Raw genomic sequence first — 13,267 nt, forward strand, 5'->3', positions numbered from 1 at the left:
CGATGTCGTTGCCGCGGCCGCGGGACGGGCCCTGGCGAGCACAGCCGCGAGTATCACCCCCTTGATAGGTGACGGGAGACCGTGGGACAGTCAGATATCGCACAGGCCGGTCACACGTGCACACACGGGGAGATGGTCATGATCGACAGGCGCACGCCCACCCAGGACACCCCTTCCACTCCTACGCCGGAGAACGCCGCCGTGGTGCGGCGGGCGCGGTTCGGGGAACTCCCCGGGCGCATCCGTCCCGAGGACATGGTCCAGGAGGAGCCCGCCACCCCGGACGACCCGGCGCGGCGCAACTACAACCCCGAGGGCTCGTGGCGGTTCTACTCCTGCCTGGCCGCCGACCTGGGCCTGTGACCGGCGGGTGGGGCCGGCGGGCGGCGATTCTTGCCGCGTTCTCCGGTCACCTGCCAAACTGGTGACGTGAACCTCGGCAACCCCGGCAACCCCGACCACGTCTTCGTCTGCGGCAACCCGGCGCTCGACTTCGCGGCCACGCTCCGAGCGCGCCGTACGGCGCGCTTCGAGATGTTCACGACACCGGACCGCCTGAACGCCTGGTACGTGGAGTCGGGCCTGGTCGACGCGGTCTCCCCCGGCCAGGACGCCGACGTGGAGCGGGCGAAGTCCGTCCGGGAGGCCGTCTACCGGCTCCTCACCGCCCGGCGCCTCGGCGAGGAGTACGACGGCACGGCGCTGACCGTGCTGAACAACGCGGCCCGCACGCCCCCCGCGGTCCCCCAGCTCACCCCCGCGGGCCGCTGGACCCAGGCGACACCGGACGAAGCCCTCTCCCTGGTGGCGCGCCACGCGGTGGAACTCCTCAGCGGCCCGGACGTGCCCCTGCTCAAGGAGTGCGGCAACCCGGAGTGCACCCGCACCTACATCGACCGCTCACGGGGCGCGCGCCGCCAGTGGTGCGGCATGGAGTCCTGCGGCAACAAGATCAAGGCAGCGGCGTACCGGGCCCGCAGGAAGACCGCCCCCGCGACGTCCCCCTGAGGACGACGGCCGCGCGGGCGCCGCGATCACCGCCAGCGGCGCCGGTGTCTGATCTTCAGGCGGCCGTAGTTCATCGATCCCGAGATCCGGATGTGGGGGCCGCCCGGGGTGTCGGACCGGGCGGGTTTGTAGACCGGCTGCTTCCATCCCGCGCTGAGTTCCTCGTACTCGACCGTCGCGTTGCGCGGCAGGATGATGTGGGCCCAGCCGTGCCGCAGCTGCAACTCGATGTCGATGACCGGGTAGTCGATGATCGCCTCGGACAAGTCGAGTTCGACCTTGGCGAATTCGGAGTCGACGGTGAAGAAGCGGGGCACCCGCCAGCTGGCTTTGCGCTTGACCCGCCCGCCCATGGCCTTGACGGCGACGGTCGTCCCGGTGTCCTCTTCTTCCTTCTTCTCCGGCAATGAGGCGGTGACCGGCACCAAGTCGCCCTGCGTCTCGGCGGTGAGCGCGAGTTGGAGGCGCTCGTCCATTTCCGCCCGGGTGACGATTCCCTCGGCGAATGCCTCCTGAAGACGCTCGATTGCTGTGTCGCGATCTTTGTCGGAAATCCGTGACGACATGTCTTGGGTCATGGAGACGTCATCCCACTCTCATCGCAGTGACAGCAGCAGTACGGCACTGACCTGTGACGATAGTCGTACGTCGCTGCCGGTGTCTGCCGCCGCCCACAGCTGCGCTGGCCAGAGCGCGTGGCGGCGACACCGACTCGACGGGAGCGCCAACTGACCCTGGTGGCATGGGCCGGAGTCCTCTCAAACGTCTCTATCGTCTCGATCGTCTCTATCGTCCGGGCGTCGAGGGCACGGCGGCGCCACCGTCAGCGCCTCCGCCCCCCATCACCTTCAACGCTTTCGTCGCCGTACAGTTCCCCGCGCCGGGCGGCGAACCGCGTCACGCCACGGCGGTGCCCTCCAGCTCGACCATCAGGCCGGGGAGCGCGAGGCGGGTCACGCCGAGCATCGTGGTGGGCGGTGCCACCCCGGCGGCGCCGAGGCGGGCCGCGAGGACGCCGTAGTGCTCGAAGAGCCGGTCGACGTCGGTGGTGTAGACGGTGAGCCGGACGAGGTGCGCCAAGGACATGTCGGCCTCGGCGAGCACGGCCTGCAGGTTGTCGAGGCTGAGCGCCAACTGCGCCGCCATGTCACCGGCGTGCCGGGGCTCGCCGTCGCCGCTCATCGCGGTCTGCCCGGCGCAGTACAGGGTCCGGGTCTGGCCGGAGACGAGCTCCCCCTGGTGATAGCCCATCGGCACCGACCACGCCCACGGATTGACGGCCGTTCGCTGCGCTGCCACATCAGTTCCCTTCGTTGGCTGGAGATGGTGTACGGGGGCGTGGCGCACGCAGGGCCACCGGCTCGGTGACCAACGCCCTTTCCCCTGCTGAGCAGCCTCGCAGCGCATACACGACACCCTGTGTCACGTATTTCCGTAGACCCCGCTTCCGTGGACCCCGCTTCCGTAGACTCCGCGGATGCGCGCCGACCGGTTGGTTTCGCTGGTGTTGCTGCTGCGGCGGCACGGTCGGCTTTCGGCGACCGCGCTGGCCCGCGAGCTAGAGGTGTCCACCCGGACCGTGCTGCGCGACGTCGAGGCGCTGTCCGCGGCCGGCGTCCCGGTCTACGCCGAGCGCGGGCGCAACGGCGGCTTCGCGCTGCTGCCCGGCTTCCGCACCGAGCTCACCGGCCTGAGCCACGACGAGGCCCTCGCCCTGCTGGTCGCCGGAGTGCGGCGCGGCGCCCAGGCGTTCGGCCTCGGCTCCGCGCTCGCCTCGGCAATGCTCAAGGTGGTGGACGCGCTGCCCGAGAGCTACCGGGACACCGCGGCTGGCGCGGCCCAGCGGCTGCTCGTCGACCCGGAGACCGACCTCCTGTCGCGCCGCCTCACCGAGGAGGAGACCCCCGACGCCATCGCGGCCGAGGTGCTGCGCGCGGTGTTCACCGGGCACAGGCTGCGCCTCCACTACGCGGCCGCCGACCAGGCCCCGAAGTGGCGCACGGTGGACCCCATCGGCCTGGTCACCGTGCGGGACCGGAGCTACCTGCTGCCCACCAGGTCCGGCGCGGACCGCACGTACCGCATGTCCCGCATCGTGGCCGCCGAGGAACTCCCCGAACCCGCACAGCGGCCCGACCGGGTCGATCTGGACCGGGCCTGGCAGGAGCGCGGCACGCGGTTCCGGACCGGCGGCGGCGACCAGGTCACCGTCCAGGTGAGCGTGGACCCGGCGCGCAGGGAGGAACTGGTGGGCACCGCCCTGGCCGTCCGCGCCGAAGAGCCCGGACCGGACGGCTGGCTGCGCCTTGAGGTGACCTTCCAGGACCGCAGGCACGCCGAGTGGGCGCTGTGGCAGCTCGCCACGGGCGCGGAGGCGCTGTCCCCGCCGTGGCTGCGCGACGCCCTGCACGCGCGCGCCACCGCGCTCGCCGACCGCTACGGGCCGCCGCCGCGCGAGGGCGGGCCTCAGCGCACCGGGTAACCGAAGGCGTAGCCCTGCTCCTTGAGCCAGGGCAGGATCCGGCGGAGGGCCTCGACGGTCTGGGTGCGGTCGCCGCCCGCGTCGTGGAAGAGGAGCGTCGGCCCGTTGGCGAGCTCCCGCTGGACGGTCCTGACGACGGCGTCCGTGCCCGGCCGCTCAAAGTCCTTGGTGTCCACGTTCCAGCCGAGGGGGCGCATGCCCCGGGAGGCGGCGAGCTTGCGGCTGTACGGGGTGAAGGCGCCGCCGGGCGCGCGGTAGTACATCGGCCGCACGCCCCCCGATGCCTTGGTGATCATGCGTTCGGCGTCGAGTATCTGCCGCGACTGGTAGGCCTGGGAGTCCTTGTCCATGGCGGTGTTGTGCGACACGGAGTGGTCGCACAGCCGGTGCCCGGCCGCGACGACCTTCTTCACCAGGTCCGGGTGCGCCCGCGCCTGCGTCCCCACCATGCAGAACGTGGCCTTCACCTCGTACTCCCGCAGCAGGTCGAGGACTTGAGGCGTCCACTTGGGGTCGGGGCCGTCGTCGATGGTGATGTTGACGCCGCGCTCGCCCGCGTCCGAGGCGTGCGCGATGGCCGCCGAGACCGGCTTGACGGCGCCGCCGGGACCGGTGGGCGCGGTCGCCTTCGGTGGCGCGTCGTCCACGTCACCGGCCTGCGCGGTCCACACCGAGGCACCGGTGGCGAGCAGCATCACCCCGAGTGCCGCCCCCACGACCTTGCCGTACCAGCCACGCCCGCCGCCGTGCCGCGCCATGTCCACCCCTCTCACGCCGTCCCCACCGATGCCGGTCGCTCCCCGACCACACGGCAGGACGAGAGACGGTGGACAAGGGCTGCCTCTGTTACCGATCACGGACAATTCCGGGTGCGTACGCGGACAACGCGGGGCGGACGGAGCGCGGATCGCCTCCCGCCGGGCCCTCGGCGGGCCACGCGCGGCGGGCAGAATTCGGAATGTATTCCTCCGGTCCTTCGGCGGACATCGCGTGGCAGACGGAAACCGGAGTAAGGAACTCCGGTGCCTGACTGGTCATCACGCGGCGAATTGAATGCGGAATTACTCCCTCCATCGTCTCCGTCATTCAGCCCCTCAGATTCCTTTACCCCCCTCGGATCCCTCAGATCCCAAGGCGCAAAGGCCAATTGACCTAAGACCAGCAGGTCCCGAGCCCCTCTCGCCTCTCAGACCCCTTGTGGCTCGAAGAACACATATGGCAGGATCCAATCCAAGATCGACGGCTTTCGCCGCTCTGCGCCGAATAACACAACTCATCGGCGAATAGCGGGGCTTGAGTTCCGTCGATCCCACCCCACTGCCCATCGCAAGGAATTACCTGTGCACATATCAGCGCGCCGCTCCGTCCGTACGTCGGCGATCTCGACCATCGCCGCCCTCACCGCCAGCGCGATCTTCGCGACCATGGCGCCCGCCCACGCCGCGGGCGGCTCCGCCAAGGACGCCGCCGAGAAGGCCATGGAGGCCGCCGCCCGTGCGCAGGCCGCCGCGCGCACGGCCTCGGCCGTCCACAAGGCCATGGACGCGGCGAAGGCCGCGCGGCTCGCGGCTCCCCGGGCCGGCGCCAACGGAGGCCTGACGGCGGAGGCGGCGGGCACCCGCGTGGAGCTGCCCGCCACCAGCGCCGGGAAGATGACGGTCACGGACCCCACCGGCGCGCGGATCAAGATCGGCCTGCCCGGCTCGGACACCGCGAAGGCGCACGCGTCCTCCGAAGGCACCGTGGTCTACCCGCAGCTCAAGGGCGGGGCCGCGGACGTCGCCGCGCAGGTCACCACGGACGGCAGCGCGAGCGCCCTGATCACGCTGCGGAACGCGTCCGCCCCCACCGAGTACCGCTTCCCGCTCGAGCTGCCCAAGGACTCCGTCCCCGTCATCAACGAGGACGGCAGCCTGGTCATCATCGACGGCACGACCGAGGCCAACGCCGAGGGCGAGGGCGACATCATCGGGGCCTTCGAGGCGCCCTGGGCCAAGGACGCCAACGGCAAGGCGATCCCCACGACGTACGAGGTCGACGGCACCGAACTCGTCCAGAAGATCCAGACCGACGCGTCCACCGCCTACCCGGTCGTGGCCGACCCCAAGTGGTGGGACAAGACCAAGAGCTGGGCCAAGAAGGCCGGTAAGACGGCCTGGAAGTACGGCAAGAAGTACGGCGTCCGGTGCGCCAAGGGTGCCTGGCACGGCGCCAAGAACCCGGGCGCGATGACGCCGCAGCAGAAGGCCGCGTTCGCCGCCCTGGGCTGCGCCTTCTTCGCCATCAAGAAGTAGCGTCCGATCGGGGGGCCGCTCACGTCAAAGGCCAGCTGACCGTCAAGGGCCAGCTGACCGTCAAGCGTCGGCTCCCGGTCAAGGAGCGGCTCCCGACCAGGGAGCCGCTCCCGCTCGTTCCCTCCCTCACCCCCCACAGCACGCGGGAACACGCGTTGCGAGAAAGGCAGGCAGGCTGACATGACTAGCAGCCTTGAAGAGGCCGAGGCCACTCTGCTCAGCGACCGGAAGACAGAGTTCGCCGGCGCGCTCCTGGACCTCCACAGGGTCGGCGGCCCCCGGGCGGACGCCGCCGTCATGGGCTTCGTCACGCGCCTGTCCGCGCTCGACCACCTGGACGACCTGTACGAGCCCGACCTGCACGGACTCGCGATCCGGGTCGCCGCGGAACTCGACCCGGACCGGGACGTGGAGCCCTTCCGCGACCTGCTCGAACCCCGCCCCCCGAAGAACCGCCTGGTCCGGAAGGTGATGAGCTGGGGCGCCCTGGCGTACCCCGACACCTTCCCGCGGTCGGCGTGGGGCTACACCCGGCTCAGGCGCCTCAGCCCGCCGCCCGTCGAGCGGTACACCCAGCGCCTCGCGGCGGACAGCGCCACCGTCCGCGTCTCCGCGGCCATGGCCCTGGGCGACACGGCCGACCCGGCCGCCCTCGCCCCCCTGGCCGAGATTCTGGACGACCCGTCGACCGACGTACGCCTCCACGCGATCCAGTCGGTACGGAGGCTGCACCACGCCGCGCCGCCCTCGGCCCTTGACGGCCACCCCGCCGAGACCGGCCTGGTCATGGCGCTGGGCGACCAGCGCCCCCAGATCCGGGACGCGGCCGTGCGGGCCCTGGCGCTGTGGCAGCGCGAGGAGTTGGTGCGCCAGACGGCCGCCACCGCCGCCCCCGCCCACGCCGAAGCCCTGCGCCAGGCGCTGACCGCACCGGCCGAACCCCTCCCGCAGACCTGGCCGGGGGACACCACGACCCTCTGATCCGGGCCGCCCACGGCGGTTCAGCGACAGCGGTCCCAGCCCTGGCACGCGGGTGCCGGGGCTGGGACGGCCGTGTCCGGATCACCTCTGCCGCTCCCGCGCATATGCGCCTACTGTTCGTGACCATGGGAAAAGCGGTGCGTCTGTACTGGGGATACCTAGCGGTCGCGGGTCTCATCGTCGCGTGGAGCCAGCAGTGGTCGCTGCCGACCGTCGTCGCGCTCTCGGTCGCGGTCACGGCCTACGCCTCCTTCCAAGTGCCGGTCTGGTGCGGGGCGGTCAACCGGGACGGGAAGACCTACTGCCGCAACAACGCCTACGGCGTCCTGATGGGGTGCCGGAACCGCCAGCACCGCTGGCAGAAGCTGAAGCTGATCGTCCTGCGCAGCAAGGCCGGGGACTTCGGCCGGGCCGTCTTCCCCACGGCGAAGGAGAAGTTCAACGCCGCCCTCGCGGTGGGCGGCCTGCTCTCCGCGATCGCGGCAGTGATCGTTCCGGCCGTGACGGGAGGGTGACACTCCAGCCCCACCGTCACACCGAGTCCGCCCCGGCCTTCCTCACATGCAGCACATGGCCGTCCAGGGGCAGCGGCGTCAGGTCCACCAGAGCGAGGCCGACGTCGGCGAACAGCCTGCCGTAGTGGTCGGCGCGCCGTTCGCGCCCACCAACATTGCACATCATGTGGACATCCCAGGCGGATGCCAGCGACACCGAGCCGTCGCTGGGCAGTACGCGCTCGATGACGAGCAGATCGGCGTGCTCGGGCATCGCGCGGGCGCAGTGGCGCAGGATCTCGCGGCAGCGCTCGTCGTCCCAGTCGTGCAGGACCCGGGAAAGGACGTACACGTCACCGCCCGCGGGTACGTCCGCGAAGTCCCCGGCCACGAAGGAGCAGCGCGCGCCATGACCCGCTTCGCCGAGTCGGCGGCGGGCGGAGTCGACGGCGTGCGGCCGCTCCAGAAGCACCCCCCGCACGCGGGGGTGCGCGTCGAGGACGCGGCCGAGCAGTTCCCCGTTGCCACCGGCGACATCCACCACCGTGGCCCCGCCGGGCGCCTCGGCCGCGGCGGTGAGCGCCGGATGCGCGGGCACCGGGTCGAACATGGCGGACCCGGCGGCCATGGACTGGTCGAAGAGCTCCGCGAGGTGCGGGTCGCGGGCGAAGTGGTCGAAGTGGTTCTCGCCGAAGAGGTGCTCGAAGGCGACCTGCCCCGTGCGCACGGTGTGCCCGAGCCCGGCGAAGGACTGGTAGAACGGGCCGCCGTACATCAGCGCGAGGGCCCGCATCGACCCCGGGGCGCCCGCGCGGAGCAGCGCGCCGAGCTCGGTGAGCCGGAAGCCGTCGCGGCCCTCCGCCACCGCGCCCAGCGTCGCCAGATAGCGCAGCAGCGTCGCCAGCTGCCGCGGCCGCGCGCCGACGTCCCGCGCGAGGACCTCGACGTCGGCCTCGCGCTCGCCGTCCATGGCGTCGGGCACCCCCAGCTGAGCGAACGCGGCGAGGGCCTGGGTCATCCACGCTCCGGTCAGCAGCCGCAGGAGCGTTTCGGCGGGCTGCCGGGCGCGGTACGCGTGGAGGTGGTCGGCGAGGACGTCACGGTGGTCGCCGGGCACGTACAGCTCCACGCGCCGGTACCCGGCCTTCGCCCCTTCGGCCGCCCCGAAGTAGAAGACCGTGCCGTTCTCGTGCGGGTTGTAGCCGCCGCCGTCCGGGGTGGCCCCGTAGCGCGCGAAGGTCGCGCACAGGCCGCGCAGCACCAGCGGCGTCGGCGCGGGGACGTCGAACGCGACGTGCGTCTCGTGCTGCCGCTCCCGCTCGCTGGCGGCGATCGCGTCCAGGCCCGACCCCGGCGGCACGGTCAGCGCGAACACCTCGACCGCGCGGCCCGCGCCGTCCGCGCCGACCACCGCCGGGCGCAGGATGCCGACGTCCAGCTCGGCCGCCCGGCGCCGATGCCGTACGGCCAGTCGCTCCCGTACGACGACACTCGGCCGCGGCGGCGCGACCGCGGCGAGCCCGCAGTCGCTGAGCAAGGCGCGCAACTGCGCCTCGTCGGCGGGGAAGACGAGCAGCGCGGCATGGGAGAAGCGGCAGTGCTCCACGAGAGTCCCCAGCTCAGGACCGTCGAGCCCGGGGAAGAGAAGCGGAAGCAGGGTGGCGGTGTCCTGCTCCTTGACGAAGTCGACCGTCGCGAGCAGGCGCGACGTGTCGCCCGACAACGTCGTGATCATTGCGGGAGTCCTCATTCGTTCTGGGATGACGCGGAACGGGGGAACGGCGGAACGGCGGAACGGCGAGACGCTCAGCCGGAGGGCCAGCGGGGAACGGGCCGCCTCACACACCCACGTAGTGCTCGGCGAACCAGTCCTGATGGCTACGGGACGTACGCAGCGACGAGAGGCGGGAGCGCCGCAGGGAGTTGTGGAACGAGGACGGCCCATCCGCCCCGGACGGCCCATCCGCCCCGGACGGGCCGTGCAGCAGCCGGATCATCCAGTGCGAGAACTCCTGCGCGCGCCAGATGTACGCGAGACAGCGCGCGGAGTAACTGTCGAGCCCCGCACTGTCTCCCTCCACGAGGTCATCGACCAGCGCGGCGGCGAGGATCTCCGCCTCCAGTACGGCGAGGTTGGCGCCCTTCGCCGCGGACGGGCTGAGGAGGCTGGCGGCGTCGCCCACGAGGAACAGCGAACCGTGCCGCAGCGGTTCGATGACGTCGGACTCCAGGTCGATGAGGGCGCGCTGGACGACGGGGCCGCGGCGCAGCGGCCCGTACTCCGTCGCCCGCATCCGCAGATCCAGTTCGTCCCAGATGCGGTCCTCGGACCAGGCGTCGGCCCGGGTGCCGGGCTCGCACTGCACGTAGTACCGGGTGACGTCGCTGGTACGCGCCATGTGCCCCGCGAAGCCCCGCTCGTGCACCGCGTACCCGACGGCGTCCAGGCTGGGCGGCGCCTCGGCGAGCAGGCCGAGCCAGGTGATGCCGTGGTCGCAGTGGTGGCGCCGCACCGAGCCGGGCGGCAGCGACCGCCGTGCCGCCCCGTGCCGCCCGTCACACCCGGCCACGTACCGCGCCCGCCACCGGCCGGGCCGCCCGTCCGCGTCGCGCACGGTCACCGAGGGCCGACCGGTGTCGACATCGACCACGGCCAGGGCCTCGACACCGAACTCAACCCGCCCACCCCTACCCAAAAACTGCGCCAACAGATCAGCGACCAACTCCTGCTGCGGATAGACGGTATGGCTCTCCCCGTCCCCCAACCCGCTGTAGTCCAGCCGGAACCTGCCGTCCTCCGTGCGGAACTCACACGTGCTGTGCACGCGCCCCCGCAGCCGCAGTCCTTCGTCAAGCCCGTGCCGCTCCAGGATCCGCACGGTGTGGGCCGCGAGGAACCCGGCGCGCGCCCGAGCCTGAACATGAGCCCGCTCGGCCCGCTCCAAGACGACACAGTCGACCCCGCTGCCCTGGAGGAGATTCCCGAGCACGAGCCCGGCGGGCCCGGCACCGAGGATGACCACGTCGGCGGCGTTCTGATTCTTCCCATCCATCACGAGACGGGATATTAGGTCCCGTGAATTCGCCCCCTGTCCGGAGATCACCTGAACGAGAGGAGCCGTAGCAGCGAGCCGGGGCGTGAGCCCCGAGAAGCGCGCTGACCCGCAGAAACGCACGCGGCCACCGAACGACTACCGAGAAGCCGCCCCGCGTCAGCCAGTGGCGGGGGCGGCCAGCGCCGGATCCTGCCCGGAGCGGCGCAGCGCCTCGCCGACGAACCCGGAAGCCAGCAGCTCGCCCACGAGCCCACTCAGAAACCGCACGGCCTCCGGAGACCGCTCCTTCGGAACCCCCATGGCCTGCCTGATGGTCATGAACGCGGGCTCCAGCAACCGCAGTTCGTCCCGCTGCGCGACGTGCGAGCTCATCGGCTGCCGAATACCGGCCGCCACCTCCAGCCCCTCGGCGTGAAACACATCGACCCCCTCGTCACCGCGCACCACGGTGGCGTGCCGCAAGCTCCGACTCAGATGCAGGTCATACGCGGACCCCTTCTTGACCCCAACACGCACCCCGACCCGATCCACGTCATCGGCGGACCCGAACGCCGCCCCCACGGGCACCGCATACACCCCCTCGATATGCACATACGGCCGACTAAAGGCAACCTCTTCCTCCCGATCCGGATCCACAGCCAGGAAACACAGATCGGCGCGCCCCTCGACCATCGCGCCATACGACTTGCGGGCCGCATCAAAACAAACGAACCGCACCGGCACCCCCAACCGCGCACCCACCTCCCGGGCCAGCGCGACGGCAACTCCCCCCGGCTCACCCGGACTCCCCTGCGCCAGCACGGGATTCCCAAGATTAATGGAGGCCCGCAACACCCCACCGGGAGCCAACTCACGCACGACCTCTACACCCTCTATATCCACCATGCCCCGACCCTAGGCGCCCCCTCGGTCGGCCGCGCGGCCAGGCGCGCTCCCATGGCCGACTGGCCCCACCTGTCTCTCTCGCCTGGAACGAACGTTCTATTTATTGTCGCACCCGCACTCCGTATGCCTCCGGGCTGCCGCGCACCCCGACCACCGACCCGGAGCGCCCGAGCAACAAAGAACCCCCGGGCCTACGACCTGGGGGTTTCACATAGAGCGGGTGACGAGAACCGAACTCGCGCTCTCAGCTTGGGCAGCTCGGGTGCTCTAGAGGGAAGCGGGCGGCTGACCTGGGCGGGAGTGGCCTGATGGCCCTCAACAGGGAAGAAGCGCAGAGGGGTGGGGCACGGTTACCGGTTGAGTCCCGAGCTGGCTGCCGGGGACCCTAATTCCCATGAAGCCGGTTGCTGGGTTTAGGTGCGGAGATGCATACGTAGGAGCTTCCGCTCACTAGCATTACCCGCGTGGGCCACGAAGCAAGTGACATGAAGGCAGGGCTGTCGGCCGAGGCTGGCGTAAAGGCGACAACTGGTGTGATCGTGGCGACAGTCGGGGTGTTCAACCCAGTAGGTGGTATAGCACTGGGGGCCCTGAAAGAGTACGTCGATACCCCCATCCTGCAACTCATCGAGAGGGAGCGCGCTCGTCGCGAAGAGCGAGCGGAACGATCCCTCCAAGCAGGCTCCGAGGAGGCCCAGCGGTCTCTAGACCGCCTTGTTCAGACAATCGAGACTAGCCCAGATCTCCTGGCCTTGATGTCGGAGACCGTCCAGGCCGCCATGGATACCCCCCTTGCAGAGAAGGTCGTTGCGCTCGGCAGGTGTCTAGGCCGAGGAGTGCGTGACGAGGCTTCAGTCGACGCGGAGCGCCTCCGAGTGCGTGGTCTCGCAGGAATTGAGGCACCCGAGGTCAAGCTTCTCGAAGTACTTACCAAGGAGACGCATCCGACCCCAGAAGGCTGGTACCAAGAGCGTTTTCCTGGGTGGAGGCGGCCGGAGCTTCTCGCTGAACTTCCCGGGTTCGCCCAGGTGCTGGACGCCTCGATCGCTCGTCTCGCCGGGGAGGGAATCATCAAAGATGACGGCATAGTCAGAGTCGCCTTCAGCGATGACGATCCAACCGAAATGTGGATCCTTACGGACTTCGGAAGAGATTGCCTTTCCCTGCTCCGAGCGGTTTCCCCGGGAGAGTAGTGCGTCGGAGCGGAGCGAGCCGCCTTGAAGTTGTGTACACCCGCTGGGAGTTCAAGGACCTTGTGGCTGTCTGCGAGTGGGAGGAAGAGCATCGGGTGCACCGTCCGCGTGATGCGTGTGCTGGAGTAGGTCACCGACACCGTACAGGGCTCCGAGTTCCGTACCACCACCCGGTGAGCCAGGGCGCTGACCACGCCCAGGTGGAAGCTGCCCGCGGGCCGGCCGGGGCCGTGTGCGGGATCGCGTTCGCGCTCAGCTCGCTCGTGGCCGACTGATCCCACATGTTCCTCTCGGCTGGAACGAACGTTCTATTCATTGCCGAGTCTGTACTTCCTCATGCCTCCGGAATCCAGAAGGGGAAGCTGTATGCGCGCCCAACTGGCCCGTGTGGACGCGGTCCCGGCCTTCCCGCACAAGGAGGTGAAGCGGCACCTCGCCTGGTGTGCGGCGGAGGAGAAGAAGTGGCCTGGCGGGCTGGTCTGCGTGAGGGAGGAGGGGGCGCCGTTCCGGTGGACCTGCTTCGGTTGGGAGTGGTGTCGGGGCCCGCGCTCTACGACCTCCGGCGTGCCGGGCACGCCCTGTCGGCCTGCTCGGGCGCCAACCGCCAGGACGCGATGATCCGGGCGGGCCGGTCCTCGGAGTAGGTCGCGCTCGTGTGCCAGGCGCGACGTGGCCGCTGGGCGCCTTTGTGGTGCGCGTCTCGCCCGCTGGTCCAGATAGCAAAGAACCCCCGGGCTCGCGGCCTGGGGGTTTTGTGTGGAGCGGGTGACGAGAATCGAACTCGCGCTCTCAGCTTGGGAAGCCAAGGGCATCTGAGGCTTTCCTCAGGGCTGACCTGCATCGGAGGGGCGTTGGCGCCCGAAAAGTGATCGAG

14 protein-coding genes are annotated in these 13,267 nt (G+C 70.4%); 8 read left to right on the forward strand and 6 right to left on the reverse strand.

The annotated features are described in order from the left end of the window. Window positions 1-138 precede the first annotated feature (138 nt). Both AC07A4_RS31310 and AC07A4_RS31315 read left to right on the forward strand, forming a co-directional pair. Window positions 139-363, forward strand: coding sequence for a hypothetical protein (locus tag AC07A4_RS31310; protein WP_478605095.1), 225 nt, complete (start codon window positions 139-141; stop codon window positions 361-363). A gap of 66 nt (window positions 364-429) precedes the next feature. Then, entirely contained in the window at window positions 430-1,008 is a 579-nt protein-coding gene (locus tag AC07A4_RS31315; RefSeq protein WP_478605098.1) for a CGNR zinc finger domain-containing protein, read from the forward strand. A 26-nt stretch (window positions 1,009-1,034) separates the two neighbouring features. Here the strand turns inward: AC07A4_RS31315 and AC07A4_RS31320 are convergent, their stop codons facing one another. Together AC07A4_RS31320 and AC07A4_RS31325 are read right to left on the reverse strand one after the other, a co-directional pair. After that, the gene (locus tag AC07A4_RS31320) at window positions 1,035-1,586 is read right to left on the reverse strand and encodes a DUF1707 SHOCT-like domain-containing protein (protein ID WP_478605100.1); all 552 of its coding nucleotides are present in this window, start codon (window positions 1,584-1,586) and stop codon (window positions 1,035-1,037) included. 319 nt (window positions 1,587-1,905) lie between these two features. After that, window positions 1,906-2,259: a RidA family protein gene (locus tag AC07A4_RS31325; RefSeq protein WP_478605678.1), complete on the reverse strand. Its 354-nt coding sequence runs from the start codon at window positions 2,257-2,259 to the stop codon at window positions 1,906-1,908. A gap of 226 nt (window positions 2,260-2,485) precedes the next feature. Between AC07A4_RS31325 and AC07A4_RS31330 the strand changes: the two genes are divergently transcribed. Then, on the forward strand, window positions 2,486-3,490 hold the full coding sequence (locus AC07A4_RS31330; protein WP_478605102.1) for a helix-turn-helix transcriptional regulator: 1,005 nt from the start codon (window positions 2,486-2,488) through the stop codon (window positions 3,488-3,490). Here the strand turns inward: AC07A4_RS31330 and AC07A4_RS31335 are convergent. Continuing rightward, window positions 3,475-4,248: a polysaccharide deacetylase family protein gene (locus tag AC07A4_RS31335; protein ID WP_478605104.1), complete on the reverse strand. Its 774-nt coding sequence runs from the start codon at window positions 4,246-4,248 to the stop codon at window positions 3,475-3,477. The two genes, AC07A4_RS31330 and AC07A4_RS31335, sit on opposite strands and share 16 nt — an antisense overlap. A 582-nt stretch (window positions 4,249-4,830) precedes the next feature. On the opposite strand from AC07A4_RS31335, the gene AC07A4_RS31340 reads away from it, so the two are divergent. The 3 genes from AC07A4_RS31340 to AC07A4_RS31350 all read left to right on the forward strand — a co-directional run bounded on the left by AC07A4_RS31340 (window position 4,831) and on the right by AC07A4_RS31350 (window position 7,280). Then, window positions 4,831-5,784, forward strand: a complete 954-nt coding sequence (locus AC07A4_RS31340; RefSeq protein WP_478605107.1) for a hypothetical protein — start codon at window positions 4,831-4,833, stop codon at window positions 5,782-5,784. A 180-nt stretch (window positions 5,785-5,964) separates the two neighbouring features. Beyond that, window positions 5,965-6,765, forward strand: coding sequence for a HEAT repeat domain-containing protein (locus tag AC07A4_RS31345; RefSeq protein ID WP_478605110.1), 801 nt, complete (start codon window positions 5,965-5,967; stop codon window positions 6,763-6,765). A 125-nt stretch (window positions 6,766-6,890) separates the two neighbouring features. Beyond that, the gene (locus tag AC07A4_RS31350) at window positions 6,891-7,280 is read left to right on the forward strand and encodes a hypothetical protein (protein ID WP_478605113.1); all 390 of its coding nucleotides are present in this window, start codon (window positions 6,891-6,893) and stop codon (window positions 7,278-7,280) included. 16 nt (window positions 7,281-7,296) lie between these two features. Here AC07A4_RS31350 and AC07A4_RS31355 read toward each other — a convergent pair whose 3' ends face one another. From AC07A4_RS31355 to AC07A4_RS31365, 3 genes are all read right to left on the reverse strand, one after another. Beyond that, on the reverse strand, window positions 7,297-8,994 hold the full coding sequence (locus tag AC07A4_RS31355) for a methyltransferase (protein ID WP_478605115.1): 1,698 nt from the start codon (window positions 8,992-8,994) through the stop codon (window positions 7,297-7,299). A gap of 103 nt (window positions 8,995-9,097) precedes the next feature. Next, window positions 9,098-10,312: a 4-hydroxybenzoate 3-monooxygenase gene (locus AC07A4_RS31360; RefSeq protein WP_478605116.1), complete on the reverse strand. Its 1,215-nt coding sequence runs from the start codon at window positions 10,310-10,312 to the stop codon at window positions 9,098-9,100. A gap of 159 nt (window positions 10,313-10,471) precedes the next feature. Continuing rightward, window positions 10,472-11,200, reverse strand: coding sequence for a transporter substrate-binding domain-containing protein (locus AC07A4_RS31365; RefSeq protein WP_478605119.1), 729 nt, complete (start codon window positions 11,198-11,200; stop codon window positions 10,472-10,474). A 464-nt stretch (window positions 11,201-11,664) separates the two neighbouring features. Here AC07A4_RS31365 and AC07A4_RS31370 point away from each other — a divergent pair, with 464 nt between their 5' ends. After that, window positions 11,665-12,393, forward strand: a complete 729-nt coding sequence (locus AC07A4_RS31370) for a hypothetical protein (RefSeq protein ID WP_478605121.1) — start codon at window positions 11,665-11,667, stop codon at window positions 12,391-12,393. A gap of 509 nt (window positions 12,394-12,902) precedes the next feature. Next, window positions 12,903-13,037: a hypothetical protein gene (locus AC07A4_RS31375; protein WP_478605122.1), complete on the forward strand. Its 135-nt coding sequence runs from the start codon at window positions 12,903-12,905 to the stop codon at window positions 13,035-13,037. The last annotated feature ends 230 nt before the right edge of the window (window positions 13,038-13,267 follow it).

This window comes from Streptomyces sp. NPDC043996 (assembly GCF_056435225.1).